Annotated in this window: 20 protein-coding genes; 15 read left to right on the forward strand and 5 right to left on the reverse strand. The window is 36.5% G+C overall.

Annotation, left to right across the window (positions count from 1 at the left end):
* Positions 1-4: 4 nt before the first annotated feature.
* The 4 genes from B6A32_RS16690 to B6A32_RS16705 form a co-directional block, all read right to left on the reverse strand.
* A complete protein-coding gene (locus B6A32_RS16690) occupies positions 5-1,231 on the reverse strand; it encodes a glycosyltransferase family protein (protein ID WP_085306055.1) in 1,227 nt (408 codons plus the stop codon).
* 54 nt (positions 1,232-1,285) lie between these two features.
* Positions 1,286-2,137, reverse strand: coding sequence for an HAD-IIB family hydrolase (locus tag B6A32_RS16695; RefSeq protein WP_085306056.1), 852 nt, complete (start codon positions 2,135-2,137; stop codon positions 1,286-1,288).
* A complete protein-coding gene (locus tag B6A32_RS16700; RefSeq protein WP_085306093.1) occupies positions 2,134-3,015 on the reverse strand; it encodes a kinase in 882 nt (293 codons plus the stop codon). The genes B6A32_RS16695 and B6A32_RS16700 overlap by 4 nt, the downstream gene beginning before the upstream one ends.
* Before the next feature lie 292 nt (positions 3,016-3,307).
* Positions 3,308-4,180: a LysR family transcriptional regulator gene (locus B6A32_RS16705; RefSeq protein ID WP_085306057.1), complete on the reverse strand. Its 873-nt coding sequence runs from the start codon at positions 4,178-4,180 to the stop codon at positions 3,308-3,310.
* Positions 4,181-4,273: 93 nt separating this feature from the next.
* Here B6A32_RS16705 and B6A32_RS16710 point away from each other — a divergent pair, with 93 nt between their 5' ends.
* The 3 genes from B6A32_RS16710 (at position 4,274) to B6A32_RS16720 (ending at position 5,714) form a co-directional block, all read left to right on the forward strand.
* Positions 4,274-4,777 (forward strand): lactoylglutathione lyase family protein, encoded by a 504-nt coding sequence (locus tag B6A32_RS16710; protein WP_085306058.1) that lies wholly within the window; start codon positions 4,274-4,276, stop codon positions 4,775-4,777.
* 461 nt (positions 4,778-5,238) lie between these two features.
* On the forward strand, positions 5,239-5,502 hold the full coding sequence (locus B6A32_RS16715) for a DUF3081 family protein (protein ID WP_085306059.1): 264 nt from the start codon (positions 5,239-5,241) through the stop codon (positions 5,500-5,502).
* Positions 5,499-5,714: a TIGR02450 family Trp-rich protein gene (locus B6A32_RS16720; RefSeq protein WP_085306060.1), complete on the forward strand. Its 216-nt coding sequence runs from the start codon at positions 5,499-5,501 to the stop codon at positions 5,712-5,714. The genes B6A32_RS16715 and B6A32_RS16720 overlap by 4 nt, the downstream gene beginning before the upstream one ends.
* A gap of 62 nt (positions 5,715-5,776) precedes the next feature.
* Here the strand turns inward: B6A32_RS16720 and B6A32_RS16725 are convergent, their stop codons facing one another.
* Positions 5,777-6,193, reverse strand: a complete 417-nt coding sequence (locus B6A32_RS16725) for a DUF3429 domain-containing protein (protein WP_085306061.1) — start codon at positions 6,191-6,193, stop codon at positions 5,777-5,779.
* A 134-nt stretch (positions 6,194-6,327) separates the two neighbouring features.
* On the opposite strand from B6A32_RS16725, the gene B6A32_RS16730 reads away from it, so the two are divergent.
* From B6A32_RS16730 to B6A32_RS16785, 12 genes are all read left to right on the forward strand, one after another.
* A complete protein-coding gene (locus tag B6A32_RS16730; RefSeq protein WP_158088510.1) occupies positions 6,328-6,849 on the forward strand; it encodes a DUF2878 domain-containing protein in 522 nt (173 codons plus the stop codon).
* A complete protein-coding gene (locus B6A32_RS16735; RefSeq protein ID WP_085306063.1) occupies positions 6,839-7,462 on the forward strand; it encodes a chalcone isomerase family protein in 624 nt (207 codons plus the stop codon). Before B6A32_RS16730 ends, B6A32_RS16735 begins: the two co-directional genes overlap by 11 nt.
* Positions 7,459-8,019 carry a DUF3833 domain-containing protein gene (locus tag B6A32_RS16740; protein ID WP_233131457.1) on the forward strand — a complete coding sequence of 187 codons (561 nt, stop codon included), beginning with the start codon at positions 7,459-7,461 and terminating at the stop codon, positions 8,017-8,019. Before B6A32_RS16735 ends, B6A32_RS16740 begins: the two co-directional genes overlap by 4 nt.
* Positions 8,020-8,221: 202 nt before the next feature.
* Positions 8,222-8,797 carry an LON peptidase substrate-binding domain-containing protein gene (locus B6A32_RS16745; RefSeq protein WP_085306064.1) on the forward strand — a complete coding sequence of 192 codons (576 nt, stop codon included), beginning with the start codon at positions 8,222-8,224 and terminating at the stop codon, positions 8,795-8,797.
* 69 nt (positions 8,798-8,866) lie between these two features.
* Entirely contained in the window at positions 8,867-9,493 is a 627-nt protein-coding gene (locus B6A32_RS16750) for a sigma-70 family RNA polymerase sigma factor (RefSeq protein ID WP_085306065.1), read from the forward strand.
* Complete coding sequence (locus B6A32_RS16755) at positions 9,486-10,175, forward strand: ChrR family anti-sigma-E factor (protein WP_085306066.1); 690 nt, start codon at positions 9,486-9,488, stop codon at positions 10,173-10,175. The genes B6A32_RS16750 and B6A32_RS16755 overlap by 8 nt, the downstream gene beginning before the upstream one ends.
* Positions 10,176-10,186: 11 nt before the next feature.
* Positions 10,187-11,146 carry a YbgA family protein gene (locus B6A32_RS16760; RefSeq protein ID WP_085306067.1) on the forward strand — a complete coding sequence of 320 codons (960 nt, stop codon included), beginning with the start codon at positions 10,187-10,189 and terminating at the stop codon, positions 11,144-11,146.
* 20 nt (positions 11,147-11,166) lie between these two features.
* A complete protein-coding gene (gene phrB, locus B6A32_RS16765) occupies positions 11,167-12,570 on the forward strand; it encodes a deoxyribodipyrimidine photo-lyase (protein ID WP_085306068.1) in 1,404 nt (467 codons plus the stop codon).
* A gap of 108 nt (positions 12,571-12,678) precedes the next feature.
* Positions 12,679-13,155 carry a nuclear transport factor 2 family protein gene (locus tag B6A32_RS16770; RefSeq protein ID WP_085306069.1) on the forward strand — a complete coding sequence of 159 codons (477 nt, stop codon included), beginning with the start codon at positions 12,679-12,681 and terminating at the stop codon, positions 13,153-13,155.
* The gene (locus B6A32_RS16775; protein WP_085306070.1) at positions 13,155-13,913 is read left to right on the forward strand and encodes an SDR family NAD(P)-dependent oxidoreductase; all 759 of its coding nucleotides are present in this window, start codon (positions 13,155-13,157) and stop codon (positions 13,911-13,913) included. The genes B6A32_RS16770 and B6A32_RS16775 overlap by 1 nt, the downstream gene beginning before the upstream one ends.
* Positions 13,913-15,196: an NAD(P)/FAD-dependent oxidoreductase gene (locus B6A32_RS16780; protein ID WP_085306071.1), complete on the forward strand. Its 1,284-nt coding sequence runs from the start codon at positions 13,913-13,915 to the stop codon at positions 15,194-15,196. Before B6A32_RS16775 ends, B6A32_RS16780 begins: the two co-directional genes overlap by 1 nt.
* Positions 15,189-16,007 carry a DUF1365 domain-containing protein gene (locus tag B6A32_RS16785; protein ID WP_085306072.1) on the forward strand — a complete coding sequence of 273 codons (819 nt, stop codon included), beginning with the start codon at positions 15,189-15,191 and terminating at the stop codon, positions 16,005-16,007. Before B6A32_RS16780 ends, B6A32_RS16785 begins: the two co-directional genes overlap by 8 nt.
* Positions 16,008-16,009: the final 2 nt, after the last annotated feature.

Here is a 16,009-nt window from a genome sequence, read left to right on the forward strand (position 1 = left end):
CTCCTTATGATTGATTAAACTCTTGGTTATCTAATTCTACAGCGGTTTTTAGTTGCGATAATATATCAGGAATTGCACTTACAACTCGGTTCCAAGAAGGTATGAAAGGTGTTTCCATTGGGTTTTCTAAAAAAGTATTACCTGCAGTTAAAATATTTTCAGCAAACATTTCTACCGCTTTTTCTTCGTTGTGAATATCAAGTTCAAGGCCGTTCATCATTGCATCGTTGCGATAGGTTTCAACATAATCGAGAGCGATACGGTAATAGGTTGCTTTTAACGTTCTGAATTTTTCAGCACTAAAAGTTTCGCCTTGTGTAGCAAGCTTACGAATAAAAGCTTTACTGATATCAATAGACATTTTAGATAAGCCTCCTGCGGTATTATCTAAAGATAAGTCCTGATGCTTATGATCATATGTTGCGGCTATATCTACTTGGCATAAGCGATTTGGAGAATAGTTACGATACATTTCAGACAACACGCCTATCTCTAATCCCCAGTCACTTGGGATGCGAATATCACTGAGTACATCTCGGCGGAATGAAAACTCGCCCGCTAATGGGTATAAAAAACTGTCCATATATTCGAGATAGTCACAATGACCAACGGTTTTCTTTAAGGCTTTTATCAGTGGCGTCACGAGTAATCGTGAAACTCGACCATTAATCTTTCCTCCGGCTACTCGGGCATAAAATCCTTTCGAAAATTCATAATTAAATAACGGATTTGCGACTGGGTAAAGTAGTCGATCGAGCAGCTCTTTTTCATAAGTTAAAATATCGCAGTCATGCAGCGCAATTGATTCCGTTTTACCAGAAGCTAGAATATAGCCCATGCAATACCAAACATTACGACCTTTACCGAGTTCTTTTGGTGCTAAACCCAATTTTTGCAATTTTTTATCAATTGCCTGTAGTCTTGGTCCGTCGTTCCACAATACTCTGTGATGCTGAGGTAATTGTCCAAAAAACGATAGAGCATGTTTATATTGGGCTAAGTCGGCACGATCTAAGCCTATAACTATTTCAGATAAGTATTTTACGTCTTTTATTTTACCTATAATATCTGGTAAGGCTTTTCCTTCTAATTCAGAAAATAAAGACGGTAGAATAAGCCCTAAAGAGCGCGTTTTTGAGAATTCTAATAACTCAGCTGCCATATTTTCTGGATCGCGCTGAGCTAGGTTATGTAACGTGGTTACGGTTCCATTTTGATAAAAGTCAGCCATGTTATTCCTTTGATTTAATTGCGTGTGAATTTGATTTAGCAGTTATGTGCTGCATTATTGTGCTTTCTCAGGTATTGCATTTATTTGCTCAGCGAGCAGGTGTTGTATCGATTCTGCCCAGCCTTCTGGACCATATAGCTTTGTCTGGCTAGTTTGATACTTACGATACAATGCAGGGAAGTCATGCACTGGGGAGCGAATTTGCACGGCAATATCTGCAGCATCTAACATGGGGGTGTCATTTTCACCGTCACCTAAAGCTAGGGTGTATACTGAAAAATTGTTATAATGCTCTCGATATTGCTCGGTTAACCAAATCAGCGCTTGACCTTTGTCACAGAAACCTCCCACATGAATAAATCTGCCGCCATGTACTACATTTGCACCTAATTCCACTAAATGTGAGATAAAGGCTTTTTTAGTTTCTTTGTCGCCTAACCATTGAATAGGTTCACCATACTGACGCTGTTTTGCTCGTGCAGCTTGCGCTAAATCTAGCCCGGTTATTTGGCCCAATTCTTCCGCCGACAGCGATGAAAACCCACGGTAATACTGCTTAAAGTCGTGGCTATGTTCAGTGAGTAAATCTAACCAATGTTTGCTAGGTAAACAGAATGACTTTACCCAATAATCACCTATACTTTCAGTATCTTTAGGTTGGATATCGAAGGTGTTTTTGGGGATATATACCGCAGCGCCATTTTCGATAATAAAAGGTGTATCAAGCTTTAGTTCTGTTTTTATAACTTCAAGCTCAGCCAATGTTTTACTGGTATTTAATATCACCGGTATTTTTGCTTGCTGCAGTTGTTGAAGTGTTGCATCAGCTGCAGTTGATTTATAACTATAGTGGTCAAGCAGAGTGCCATCTAAATCGCTGAATATAATTGGTTTTTTACTATTCATGCATCGTCCGTCACTGGAATATCTGAAATGTTTCTAGCGTAATCTAAATAAAATATTGCATCAGCAGATTGAGAGATCGTATTGCAGGCTTGTACACTAAGCCTTTGAAAATATTGTGTGAAATTTAAAATACCAGCTGACTTCATTATTTTAGAGTTAGACAAGCCCTGATTTTTAGCCTTTAATTTTTCTTCTTGCTCTAAACGCCATTTGTAGACACAGTCAAATGAAGGCGCTTGCAGTGCTAGCCAAAAATCCATTGTTTTATATAGAGGTTGGTAGTGTTGTTGTAGTTGTTGGTTAACATAATTACGCCAGTCTCCGTTGCTGTCGTGTTTAAGTTCTAGTTCATTAACCGGTGAACTGAGTTGTTCTGCTGTTTGCGGCTTTACACCCCAACACCAGCCTTCCAACAATATAATGTCTATCGGTTTTTCAATAACTTGCCATTGTTCCTGAGGATACGGTTCATCAGTAGCTTTATTAAATCTGGGAATAGTAAAGCCAACTTCTTGCGCCTTTAATTTTACTAGCGTACTTTCTAGCATAGCCATGTCATGGGTGCCGGGAACGCCTCGTGTAGCGAGCAATGGATGAATGTCTCGCGCTAAAGCTTGACGTTTTTCGCCAGTATAATAAAAGTCGTCTAGCGACATTACCGCGATATTCAAGTTGTGGGTTTTTGTTAAATATTCTGCGATATAATCGGTGAGGGTTGACTTTCCGCTACCTTGACAGCCATTAATGCCGACAAAGTAGGCATGACTACTTTTGCTAAATTGGTTGAAAATTCGTTCTGCTAGAGGTTGGTAATAATCTTTCGCAGTTAGTCTAAATTTTTCAGGTAATTTATGTTGTTTAATAAAAGTAGAAAGCATAATTTTCACTGTGGCTCATTATTTATATCTTAATACTTTCAACTCTTATGCCAGTATATCTAGTTAATAACGTTTGCAGGTAATACGCTGTAAACTAAGAAGTATTTTTTAATTTTTTGTTTTTTAAGGAAAGGGTGGTACTCGTTAAACTGCACCAATGAAGCTAGTTGCTCTATTTTGGTGCAACTAATTTTTTGTAGAAGAGTGAGCGCTGTTGGCTGATGTTTCGCCAGTAGTTTATAAAAACTACTTCAGTGACTGCATTGAAAGTACTTTTATTTAAATTTTGCATTCAAATAATAAAATTGATGATCTTACTTTTAATAAACTTGCTGCGATTATTTTCTAATGTATGTCGGTTTTGACATAAATATAAGGTTTCATTTACTGAGTTTTCTAATGCGTGCACCTTTAGTGCTTGAGGGTTACCAAAAGCATTTACCGCATTTAAAGGTAATACTGTAAAGCCAATACCTCGGCTAACGGGCTCTAAGATCAAGCTAATTTGATTAGAAAAACCCCGATGTGAGAGTTGACTAATATGTTCAAATTGAGGGAAGTTTTTACTCAGCAAAAGCTGAGCATGATGTTGACCGTCAGGGTGGTTTATAAAACCAATTTTAGTCAGTTTTTCCCAACTTATACGACTAATATCATGTGACGTAACTAATACTAAAGGTTCATCAGTTACTTTTTGGCTAACAATATTCTCCGCTTTACTCAGCTCAGTAACCAAGCCAATATCAATTTTACGTTCAACTAAGTCCTGCGCTATATTTTTATTTGGCGCAAATTTATAGTCTATAGATAATGTAGCGTGTTGTTGCTGAATATCGAGCATGTAAGGGTATAACGTTAAGCCAATGCTGCCAGGTGAAGCAATACTTACTGTTCCTGTATATTGGTCATCATATTTTATTGCCTTTTCAAGCTCGGCTGAGCGTTGTAATAAATTTTGGCCTTGTTGGTTTAATTTAATGCCGGCATCGGTGAGAGAAAAAGACTTACCTTCACGAATTAATAACGCTGTACCCAATTGCTGCTCTAATTTCTTTACTTGTTGGCTTACGCCAGATTGCGTCATATAAAGTAATTCAGCCGTTTTAGTGAAGTGACCCACTTCAACCAAGGTACAAAATGTTTTTAACCAAATCAGATTTATCATAACGAAATGTAATCATAATTATTATTAATGATAATTTTTAGTAATTTATATTGTTCTCTATACTTTGTCTATCAAATTAAAGAGGCAATTCGCATGAATAAAGTATATCCAAGAACCTTTTCACACATAGGTATTTCAGTACCAAGCGTAGAAAAGGCGGTTAAGTTTTACACTGAAGTTTTAGGTTGGTATTTAATTATGGAGCCTACCGAAGTTATTGAAGACGACAGTGCTATAGGTGTTATGTGCACTGATGTTTTTGGTGCCAATTGGGATAAATTTAAAATTGCGCATATGTCGACAGGTGATCGCATTGGTGTTGAGTTATTTGAGTTTAAAAATCAACAAAATCCAGAGAATAACTTTGAGTACTGGAAAACAGGTGTGTTTCACTTTTGTGTGCAGGACCCAAACCTTGAAGAATTAGTAGAGAAAATTGTTGCCGCGGGCGGTAAAAAACGTATGGCAGAGCCTCGTTACTATTACCCAGGAGAGAAGCCTTATCGTATGATTTATATGGAAGACCCTTTTGGTAATATTCTTGAAATCTATAGTCACAGTTATGAGTTAACGTATTCTCAAGGTGCTTATCAGTAAGTAGCCAAATAAAAACTCACGATAAATTACTTAGGATGCTTACTTTAATGGTTGAGCGCCTAAGTAATTTTTTCTAATCCATATAAATAACAGCGTTCAGGTTAGTTAATAATAAGCTTGTGGTTTATATCATGACCTTCTCTATTAGAAAGCACCTACCTTCTATACTGAGTGCTACTACTCAACATTCACTATATTAAGTTATCAGTATTGAACTTTATTATTCATTGAGCCGTATATGTTTAATAATTATAAGGTACTCGTTATGCTATTGATTGAAATAAAAATAGTTTAGGGCTTAGTCGCTATTTATCAAAATGAAGGTAAAGTGGCCAACACAGTAGCTAACTTTAGTGTCATAATATTTTTGTCACCTTTAAATAAGGCTGGCTTATGATGCAACCGGCGAATACACAACCTTTATCTACGTTATGTAGGGTTACTATAAGGATAATATACTAATGAAAAACAATAACGTTGCTTTGAGCGACTTACTACAGGTATTTAATATAGTAACGACTCAAGGAAATAAAATAGCAGGTAACTATGAATTTGAAGGTATTAAAGCTTGGCATGACTTTGACGGCTATACCTGCTTCTTAGGCTATAAAGATTTAACCTTAACGCTTTTGTTTCATGGCCGATATACCTTTGACTTTACAGAACAAGAAACCATGGATTTGTTCTTGGCTAAAATAAATAAATTATTAGTGTCAGCAGCATGAACAGAGTTAACCCGAAAGTATTAATCAATAGTAAATGGTCTAAACGGCATGTCGAAAACAAAGAAAAGCATTTTGTTATCACTAAAGTAGAGTTTGACGAAGATAAAAATGTTATTGAATGTTTAATTACCGCAGTTATTAGTGGCAATGAATATGCAATTAATTGGCGTGATTTAAAGGACCCTAAATTTTGGCGTTTTGGTTGGCAATAAGCTTTAAATAAACTGGTGCGACAATAGACGGTAAATTTAAATTGTTTCCATCATTACTGCCATTAAATACACCAAATGACAAAAGCGATAATATGTAATACAACGACCAAAGCTGTTAGATGCATTCGCAAATTTAAATACGGATGATTTTTTGGATCGCTATGATCAAAATGGTACTCACAAAGTAAAGCCAACAGATAAACTTTCGCTAAAATAACCAAAGCAATATAATTAGGCAAAAATAGAGTAAGAAATGCCAGTAAACTAAATATATTACTTAGAATTTGTAGCTTAATACTTGTCTTGTCATTAAGCTTGCGCCATAAAGTGCCGGCGATAAAGCTCAATATAATTGCACTATAAAATATAAATACTTTTACGGCAGGTATGTTTAAAAGCTCATCAATATATGCAGCAAAAGCGATTGTTAGTATAAAGGGTATCAAGCCTAAATAGCCTAAGTAATGTTTTGTACGCATTGAAAGCTCTTATCAAATTTTGATCATTAATACTTTATATACGGCAAACCTTCGCACTTAGATCATAAAAACTAATCTAAAACTCATTTCGTTACGTATAAGCCAATATAATATTATCAGTGGTAGTTGATATAGTGACGAGAATAAAACCTTCTACTTTATTGAACCTAATTGGATACAACATTGCTTGGTTTGGTTTGATTCTAATTGGCGATAACTTCATTCCTGTCGCCATAGCTTTGTTTGTAAGTCAGCTTTGGTTTTTTAAAGCGGCTAAAAACGAAATTCTGTTAATTTTATTGGTCGCTTTAGTAGGCATTGGGCTAGATCTTACTTTAGTTTACTTTGGAGTTTTTATTTTTCCTGATACCGAATGGATCCCGTTATGGTTGCTCACCCTCTGGTTTGTTTTCGCTGGGACTATTCGACATAGTTTAGCGTTTCTTGAAAACGCTAAACTATTACAACTTTTTGTCGGGGCTATTTTTGCCCCCTTAAGTTATATCGCAGGGGCCAAATTATCGGTGGTTTATTTCGTACCGTCATTAGGTGTTACTTATTTCTTACTTGCCAGTGTATGGGCACCGTTAATGTTAGTTATTTTTTCGTTAAGTCGTTGGCTGCTAACTTTAGAGGAGAAAAGCAATGTTGGTTAATGCTAAAGCATTTAAAGCAATGTTCGTGATTATTTTATTGTGGCCATTACAAACTTTTGCTAATAAAAGTAATGATTTAGTAAATGGTGCAAAGAATATTAATACTGAAATAAATTGCGCTGCGCTAGATCAGCCATTCATTAATCCAAATAACCTATCAGCATACTTGGCAGAACAGCCTTTTATTTTATTAGGTAAAGCCAAGTTTTCAGTGTTGTTTTGGGATATATATGAAAGCGCCTTACTCACCACTGATGGTCAAAGACCGTTTGATGATACCTGCCAGCAATCGTTATTCGAGATTGAATATTTGCGCGATATCAGTAAAAAGGACTTATTAGATAATACCGTATCGCAATGGCAACATTTATCATTTAAAGAAAGTGAATATGCGGTATTTTTACCTTTATTAGAGCGAATATGGTTAGACATAAATGCTGGTGATAGGCTATCAATGTTAACTCAAGAGAATAAAACGTTATTCTATTTAAATAGTAAATTCATTGGTGAAATTGACAGTGCAACGTTTGCTAAAACGTTTCTCAGTATTTGGATAGACGAAGGTACCAGTGAACCTAAGTTACGATTAAAACTACTAGGAGATAAAGCGTGATTAAATATCTAAGTATGCCGATAATTATTGGCCTAACTTTCTTGATATCAAGTTGTACAGCACAGTTATCAGACTACAAAGCAACATCGCAGAGCTTAGATATAAAACAATACTTTACCGGAAAATCGATAGCTTGGGGGATGGTGCAAGACTATAGTAATAAAGTTACGCGTCGTTTTTGTGTTGAGCTTGATGGTCAATGGCAAAATAATGAAGGAATATTAAAAGAAGTGTTTTATTTTGCTGATGGTGAAATTAGTTATCGGAATTGGCAGTTAACAAAGTTAGAGCAAGGTTTTTATCAAGGGCGTGCTGAAGATGTGGTTGGTGTAGCTAGGGGTCAGCAAGTGGGGCTTGCTTTTCAGTGGCAGTACAACTTGAACGTACCAGTAGATAACGATGTTATTGAACTTTCACTTGATGATTGGATGTATAAAATTGATGAACATCGTGTTTTTAATCGAACAAAAATGAAAAAATTTGGTGTAACCGTTGCAGAAATAACCTTGTTCTTTGATAAGCAAGCAGCGGTTAAGCGCTGTGAATTAAGTAATTAACGCTTTAAATTAGCTTTGTTATAAATTATTTGATCTTTTTTAAATTTATGACGTATAACTAAATTGTGTATAACTAATATACAAACAAATTTATTCCCGCTGTGTAAATCCCTTGCCTCATTATGAGGCTTTTTTTTGATCGTTTTTTAGCTTCTCTACGTATAAAGAACATCTACTAACACAATTGAGTTACTTAACGCCGATGCCTACTATTAACTTACCTATTTTTCCGTTGCCGATATTTATATTGCCGCAAGGTATTACACGGCTGAGAATATTTGAAGCGCGTTATTTAAAAATGGTTTCGTTAGCAATGAAAAACCAAGGGTTTGTTATTTTAAGTAATGATAAAGATGATAAATCTAACGCCTCGCATGTGGGGAGTTGGGTTGAGATAATTAATTTTGAACAGAGTGGCGATGGTATTTTACTCATTGATGTTCATTGCAAGTGCCTTGTTGATATACAAAGTATTAGCCAAGATAGCATGAAGCTTCACCATGGCGATGTAGCCCCAATAGCGCACTGGTCTGAAGTGAATTTAGATGAAACTACCAGTGATTTATCCACTTCACTTAGTAAACTTTTTAGTGAAAACAATGAACTAAATGACTTATATCAAAAGCAATGCTTCACAAGTGGCGATTGGGTAGTTGCACGATGGATAGAGCTTATTCCATTAAAGTTATCTGAAAAAAAAATCTTCGTCGCTCAAGACTCATATAGCCAAGCCAAACAACTTTTACAGCGCATAATTTTAGCCGATGAATTAATTTAAATATTAAAGTGATCTCATGATGTTTGCACTGCGTATTAATTGTCATAAGTAAAATAACGGGTAAGAACTATGCAGTTATTGCATTCAGAGTTGCCAAGTCATAAAGCAAATGCTACATCTAGTGATATGACTAATAAAATCGATCATCCCCAACTTTGTCAATGGCTTAAATTGATAGCTGACAATAGAGACAAGCAAGCATTTACTGAAGTGTTTAGCTTTTTCGCACCCAAAATTAAAGGTATTGCACAAGGTAAATTAAACAGCGAAGCGCTCGCCTCAGAAGTTGTGCAAGACACCATGACTAATGTATGGAGAAAAGCACACCTATTTGACGATAACAAAGGCGCGGCAACAACTTGGGTTTATACCATTATGCGTAATGTTACTTTTGATTTGTTACGTAAAATGAAAGCCAACAAAGAAGATACACTTAGTGATGATATATGGCCACTGGCTGAATCTGAACATACAGAAGACGACGTTTTTAGTGACCATATTCAAAGCCGTAACTTAAAAGGTATTATTGATACGCTGCCTGAAAATCAACAACAAGTGGTGAAAGGTTTTTACTTTTTGGAAATGTCACAAGAGCAGCTTGCTGTTCATTTGAATTTACCACTAGGCACAATAAAATCTCGACTAAGGCTTGCGCTTGGTAAGCTGAAATTGAAATTAGGAGAAGATCATGATTAAACACCACCCTAAATTTTCCTTGTTAAAAAGTTTTGTGGATGGTGATTTACCTGCTTCGCTTGCTGCAGGTATAGCAATACACGCTGACATGTGTCCAATCTGCCAACAAAAAATATCTCAGCTTACAGAACAAGTTGCCGAAGCTAGCTTTGAGCAAGACATACTAATTAAAACGCCAGTATCAGAAAGTGCTCATACGCTTGAAGCCGCACAAATGAGCTTCGATGACATTATTAGTGAAATTACAGCTTCTGATGACATCGCACCAGCAAAAGTTATAGCAAAAGAAAAATTAATAACTTTTAAAGGTATGCAGTACTCACTTCCTAATGCGCTACGTAATATGGAGTTAGGCAGAACTGCTCAAATTGGGAAGTTATCTCGCGCTCGAGTCAATTTAGGTGAAGGGGAGATTCATACCAATTTATTGCATATCGGCCCTGGTGGTTCAATCCCTGAGCACACCCACAAAGGCTTTGAGTTAACACTTTTGTTAGCGGGTACTTTTGCTGATGAACAAGGTGAATATGTAGCAGGTGACTTTATCATGCTAGATAAGCGACACCAGCATCAACCTGCTACAGAGCATGGTTGTCTTTGTTATACAGTGGCAAATGATGCACTACACTTTACCCAAGGGATTAATAAATTACTAAACCCTATTGGTGCTTTTATTTACTAATAGAGATTGCTATGTATAAAGAATTTGGCAAAGAAGATGTTATTGTCGGCATAAGTGCCTGTTTAATCGGTGAGAAGGTAAGGTTTGATGCCAGCAACAAGCCGTCTAACTTTTGTAATAAAGAATTAGGGCAGCATGTAACTTATAAAGCTTATTGCCCTGAAGTTGCAGTAGGTATGCCTATACCACGTCCCACTATTCGCTTGATTAAAGACGAACAAATGATCAAGGTTTCTCGGCCCGACGGGTCTGGAGATGTTACAGCGGCGATCAAAGCTTACGGAAAAAAAATAGCATCACTCTCACAGAACCTGAGTGGTTATGTTTTTTGTGCTAAAAGTCCAAGCTGTGGTATGGAGCGTGTAAAAGTTTATTCGCCCAGCGGTGATCCTTTACAAGCTCATGGTATTGGTGTTTTCTCTCGAGAAATAATGAAAGCCAACCCGTTATTGCCTTGTGAAGAAAATGGCCGTTTAAACGATCCTATTCTGAGAGAGAACTTTGTTGCTCGAGTTTATACTTATCGTCACTGGCTGTCGGTAGTTGAGTCTGGCGTAAGTAAGCATAAACTTACGAGTTTTCATGCCCAATATAAATACACACTAATGAGTCATGATCTTGTTGCGTATAAGCAGCTAGGACGTTTATTGGCCAGTGCAGATATTGCGCTAGAAGATATGGCTGAGCAATATATAGCGGGGCTAATGACTGCTTTAAAACGGGTAGCAACACGGAAAAATCATGCGAATACACTTTCTCATATTCAAGGTTACTTCTCGAAATACTTAAATAAAGATCAACGCAAAGAACTATCACAACAAATTGATGCTTATCGTGAGGGATTAATGCCTTTAATGGTGCCTTTAACGCTGATAAATCATTACTTATTGGGGCATCCTAACGATTACTTAGCTCAACAAGCTTACCTAAACCCATATCCTGAGTCGTTAAAATTAAGATACGGCTATTAAACCCAATTAATTATTAAGGAATGTCCTTGTTACTTTGGTTTCGCAACGATATTAGAATTCACGATAATCCAGCCTTAGATTATTTCCTCCAGCAACATCAAAGCTCGGAAATGGCTAAGGCCATTTTTTTTGTCAGTGAAAAACAATGGCTAGCTCATGATTGGTCAGCGATTAAAATTGATTTTATCAAGCGTCATGTTAATGCATTAGCAGAGCAGTTGTTATCATTAAATATTACCTTAGAAGTTGTACATTGTGATGATTTTTCAGCGCAAACTTCTTACTTAAAGCAATATTGCCAACAGCATAATATTACTGAAGTTATTGCTAACCAAGAAATAGAATTTAATGAGCAACAGCGTGACGCGGCGTGTATTGCCCAAGGCGTTCCGTTACGCATGTTTGAAAGTGATGTCATTGTAAAAAAAGGACAAGTACTCAATAAAACTAATGAAATGTATAAGGTGTTTACACCCTATAAACGTGCATGGCTAAGTTATGTTAAACAACACGGTTTTTCCTATTTAGGTAAACCTAGCTCGGTACTTTCAGCAAGTCAGATTGAAGAAAAAAAGCAAAATCTTGTAGCGCCATTAGACTGTGTTGGCACGTCAGATTCTTGGCCGTTAGCTGAACAAGTCGAGCAACAGGTTATTCCTGATTTTTATCAATATAAAGTCGCAAACTATGCTAATAAACGTGACTTTCCTGCGATAAAAGCAACCTCTGGTTTATCTCCTTATTTAGCCATAGGTGCCATTAGCCCTCGTTATTTACTTATGCTTTTTCTGCAACGATTTCCCGATATTCTAGTGGCTTCAGACAGTGAAGAATTTACTTGGTTAAATGAATTAATTTGGCGAGAATTTTACCGAAATTTAATTTTCCACCGACAAGATTTATCTAAGCATGCCTGCTTCAATCCTAAGTATAGCGCAGTGAAATGGCCGAATAATAAAACCTTATTTGCTCAATGGTGCGAAGGTAAAACGGGTTACCCTTTGGTTGATGCGGCAATGAGACAGCTAAATCAAACCGGCTGGATGCATAATCGATTGCGCATGGTGGTGGCGAGTTTTCTAACAAAGCACTTATTAATTGATTGGCGCTGGGGAGAGAAATACTTTATGCAGCAGTTAATTGATGGTGACCTAGCTGCTAATAATGGCGGTTGGCAATGGGCGGCAAGTACCGGCTGTGATGCTCAACCTTATTTTCGAGTCTTTAACCCGATCAGACAAAGCGAAAGATTTGATCCAAAAGGTGAGTTTATACGTAAATTTATACCAGAGCTGGCGCAATTGCCTGATAAAGAAATACATTTTCCGCATAAACATATTGCAAAAGAAAGGTTATCAATTTACTGGCCAGCAATAGTTGAGCATAAACAAGCAAGGTTAGCGGCACTTGATTTTTATCGGTAATAATCGTCATTTAAATAGGTATAACAGGTAACCCATTTTAGCCTTGTTTAGCGTCCAAAAACTATCTACTGAATTTAAGTAGATTCGTCGAAACTATGAAGAGTGTTTATGTCAAATAATAAAGCTATGCGTGTTAATGAGTTATCTGCTCATGGTCAAAGTTTAGCCTGGTTGGTTAAGTTTGTGGATATTTATCAACAATTATCAATCGACAACTTACAGTTACTCAACGAGGTTTATCATCGCGATATTATTTTTATAGATCCACTACATCAGTTGTCGGGTATTGAACAATTTAATCACTATTTTAACCAACTCTATCAAAACCTTAATTATTGCAATTTTTATATTGAGCACGTATTGGTAGATGGAGAAGAAGCCACTATTTATTGGCAAATGAACTACCAACATCCACGTTTAAACTCAGGTAAGGTGGTCAGTGTGCAAGGCAGTTCTCATTTAAAAGGTGTTGAAGACAAAGTTATTTATCATCGAGATTACCTAGATTTAGGTGCGATGCTTTATGAACAGTTACCTTTATTTGGTCGCATTATTCGTTGGTTTAAAAATAAGGCAGTATCGTAATGAGCAGACAAAAGACAGTGCTTATTACAGGCGCAACGTCAGGTATAGGCGAATCATTGTTGCAGCAATATTTAGCTCATGATTATCAAGTAATTGCCTGTGGTCGAAATGAGCAGAAGCTAAAACAATTATCAAACCTGCATCATAATATTATTCCACTGGCTTTTGATGTTACAAATACCGAGCAAATTTGTCAGGCAGCAAGTCAGCTTAGCGAGATAAAGCATATTGATATCTTAATGTTAAATGCTGGCGATTGTCGTTATATTGACGATGCCAAAGCATTTGACGGTGCACTTTTTTCTAGCGTTATTGCCACCAACTTACAATGCTTAGGCCACCTGTTAGAGAATTTTTTGCCTAAAATTCCTCAGGGTGGAAAAGTGGTTTTCATTAGTTCTAGTGCCACTATATTACCTTTTCCTCGTGCTGAAGCTTATGGCGCTTCTAAAGCGGGAGTTGACTATTTAGCGAATAGTTTACGTTTAGATTTAAAAGCAGAAAACATAGCCGTTACTTTAGTGCACCCAGGATTTATAAAAACACCATTAACAGATAAAAATGATTTTCCTATGCCATTTTTACTCACCAGTGAACAAGCCGCTAAAAGAATTTATCAAGGAGTTGAAGTAGGTAAATCGTATTTGCAATTCCCTAAACGCTTAACTTTAATTATGAAGTTAATTGCATTGCTGCCAACGTTTGTTTGGCAGAGTATGGCTTTAAAAAATAACAATAATGTAAAGGATAACAACTGATGAAACGTATTGCCGTTATTGGCTCAGGAGTTTCAGGTCTAACCGCCGCCTATTTGCTGTCGAAAAAGCATCAAGTGAGTGTTTTTGAAAAGTCTGCCAATATTGGTGGCCATACGGCAACTGTTGATGTTGAGTTGGCCGGACAACATTATGCTATTGATACCGGCTTTATCGTTTTTAATAATAAAACTTATCCAAACTACTTAGCACTTCTTAATGAAATAGGCATAGGTAAACAAGAAACCGAAATGAGCTTTTCAGTACATAACTCAGATTCGGGCATGGAATATAACGGCCATAACTTAAATACATTGTTTGCTCAACGTCGCAATATATTTAACCCTAAATTTTGGTTGTTAGTAAAAGAAATTCTGAGATTTAATAAGCTGTGTAAGCAAAGTTATCATGCTAAAAATTATGATAAAAGCTTAACATTAGGGGATTTTTTAGAAGAAAATAATTTTGGTTATTACTTTGCTGAGCATTATATTTTACCTATGGGCGCGGCTATTTGGTCTAGTTCACTGGGGCAAATGCAAGCGTTTCAATTTCATTTTTTTGTTAAGTTTTTTCATAATCATGGCTTATTAAATATAGCTGACCGCCCACAGTGGTATGTTGTGCCTGGTGGTTCTAGAAGTTATTTAGCACCGCTGTGTGAGCCATTTGCAGATAATATCCACCTAAATGCGGATATAAAAAAGATTACGAGAGAAAATAATGCAGTACAGATCTATTTTACCAATGGTGATGTGCAAACGTTTGACGAAGTCGTTATAGCCTGTCATTCAGATCAAGCATTAGCATTATTGGGTGATGCAACTGAGCAAGAGCAAAAAATTCTCGGCGCTATTCCATACAGTGAAAACTCAGTGGTTTTGCATACCGATATTAATTTATTGCCGAAAAGGAAAAAGGCTTGGGCAAGTTGGAATTATCAGTTAAATGGTAATAGAGCTAAGCCTGCTAGTGTGACTTACAATATGAATATCTTACAAGGTTTAAGCTCAGATGATACTTTTTGTGTCACCTTGAATCAGCGAGAAGATATTGAGCAAAGTAAAATTTTACGTGAGTTTATTTATCATCATCCGGTTTTTTCTACAGAATCTATAAATGCTCAACAAAAACGCTTGGAAATATGCGGACATCAACACACACATTTTGCTGGGGCATATTGGTATAGTGGCTTTCATGAAGATGGCGTTAGAAGCGGTGTAGATGTTGCTCAACGTTTTGACTGTTTTTTACAGCCTTTAGCTTCAAATCACGCTAATGACTGATCTTTCAACATTAAGTCACATTTATCGCGGACAAATTAGGCATAGGCGCCATACCCCAAAGTCGCATAGTTTTAGTTATAAGCTTTATATGCTTGCGTTAGATGTTGACGAAATGCAGGCAAAGAAAGTGCCTGGTGGAATTTTTGGTTTTTCTTGGTTCAACTTATTGAGGTTTAAAGAAAGTGATTACCTTAGAGGTGAACCAAACACACTTAAACAACGTATAAAGAATAAGGTAGCGTCATTATCGGGTTTTGAGGATATAAGTCGCATTAGTATGCTAGTTCAGGTTAGGTGTTTAGGTATTTATTTTAGTCCAGCCAATTTTTATTTTTGTTATGACGTTAGCAACAACTGTACACAAGTGTTGGTTGAAGTAAGTAATACGCCATGGAACGAAAGGCACTATTATTTAGTCCCATTGATTAATAGCGATAAAAATAAAGCGGCAATACCGCACTCAACGAATAAGAACTTTCAGGTGTCGCCTTTTATGGATTTAAATATGTGCTATAAGTGGCGTATTAAGCCACCAACTGAGCATAGTTCAAGCTTAATGGTGCATATTGAGAATCATTTATATGATCAAGATAATACTGAAAAAATGTTTGATAACGAGTTAAAGCAAGACAGCAAAATATTTGATGTCACGATGAATTTAACTAAAGCTGCATTTAACCGCACAGCGCTATGGAAGCTTTGGCTAAATATTCCAGTAATGACCCTAAAAATTATTCTTGGTATCTATTGGCAAGCCATGAAAATATTTTTAAAACGTATACCTTTTATTGGTTATCAAAAAAGTAAATAAAA

The sequence above is a fragment of the Colwellia polaris genome (genome assembly GCF_002104515.1).
GTDB lineage: Bacteria > Pseudomonadota > Gammaproteobacteria > Enterobacterales > Alteromonadaceae > Cognaticolwellia > Cognaticolwellia polaris.

Excerpts from the sequence above, each read along its gene's own strand:
- B6A32_RS16690 (WP_085306055.1), bottom strand. The coding sequence starts at position 1,231 with ATGGCTGACTTTTATCAAAATGGAACCGTAACCACGTTACATAACCTA.
- B6A32_RS16695 (WP_085306056.1), bottom strand. The coding sequence starts at position 2,137 with ATGAATAGTAAAAAACCAATTATATTCAGCGATTTAGATGGCACTCTG.
- B6A32_RS16700 (WP_085306093.1), bottom strand. The coding sequence starts at position 3,015 with ATGCTTTCTACTTTTATTAAACAACATAAATTACCTGAAAAATTTAGA.
- B6A32_RS16705 (WP_085306057.1), bottom strand. The coding sequence starts at position 4,180 with ATGATAAATCTGATTTGGTTAAAAACATTTTGTACCTTGGTTGAAGTG.
- B6A32_RS16710 (WP_085306058.1), top strand. The coding sequence starts at position 4,274 with ATGAATAAAGTATATCCAAGAACCTTTTCACACATAGGTATTTCAGTA.
- B6A32_RS16715 (WP_085306059.1), top strand. The coding sequence starts at position 5,239 with ATGAAAAACAATAACGTTGCTTTGAGCGACTTACTACAGGTATTTAAT.
- B6A32_RS16720 (WP_085306060.1), top strand. The coding sequence starts at position 5,499 with ATGAACAGAGTTAACCCGAAAGTATTAATCAATAGTAAATGGTCTAAA.
- B6A32_RS16725 (WP_085306061.1), bottom strand. The coding sequence starts at position 6,193 with ATGCGTACAAAACATTACTTAGGCTATTTAGGCTTGATACCCTTTATA.
- B6A32_RS16735 (WP_085306063.1), top strand. The coding sequence starts at position 6,839 with ATGTTGGTTAATGCTAAAGCATTTAAAGCAATGTTCGTGATTATTTTA.
- B6A32_RS16745 (WP_085306064.1), top strand. The coding sequence starts at position 8,222 with ATGCCTACTATTAACTTACCTATTTTTCCGTTGCCGATATTTATATTG.
- B6A32_RS16750 (WP_085306065.1), top strand. The coding sequence starts at position 8,867 with ATGCAGTTATTGCATTCAGAGTTGCCAAGTCATAAAGCAAATGCTACA.
- B6A32_RS16755 (WP_085306066.1), top strand. The coding sequence starts at position 9,486 with ATGATTAAACACCACCCTAAATTTTCCTTGTTAAAAAGTTTTGTGGAT.
- B6A32_RS16760 (WP_085306067.1), top strand. The coding sequence starts at position 10,187 with ATGTATAAAGAATTTGGCAAAGAAGATGTTATTGTCGGCATAAGTGCC.
- phrB (WP_085306068.1), top strand. The coding sequence starts at position 11,167 with ATGTCCTTGTTACTTTGGTTTCGCAACGATATTAGAATTCACGATAAT.
- B6A32_RS16770 (WP_085306069.1), top strand. The coding sequence starts at position 12,679 with ATGTCAAATAATAAAGCTATGCGTGTTAATGAGTTATCTGCTCATGGT.
- B6A32_RS16775 (WP_085306070.1), top strand. The coding sequence starts at position 13,155 with ATGAGCAGACAAAAGACAGTGCTTATTACAGGCGCAACGTCAGGTATA.
- B6A32_RS16780 (WP_085306071.1), top strand. The coding sequence starts at position 13,913 with ATGAAACGTATTGCCGTTATTGGCTCAGGAGTTTCAGGTCTAACCGCC.
- B6A32_RS16785 (WP_085306072.1), top strand. The coding sequence starts at position 15,189 with ATGACTGATCTTTCAACATTAAGTCACATTTATCGCGGACAAATTAGG.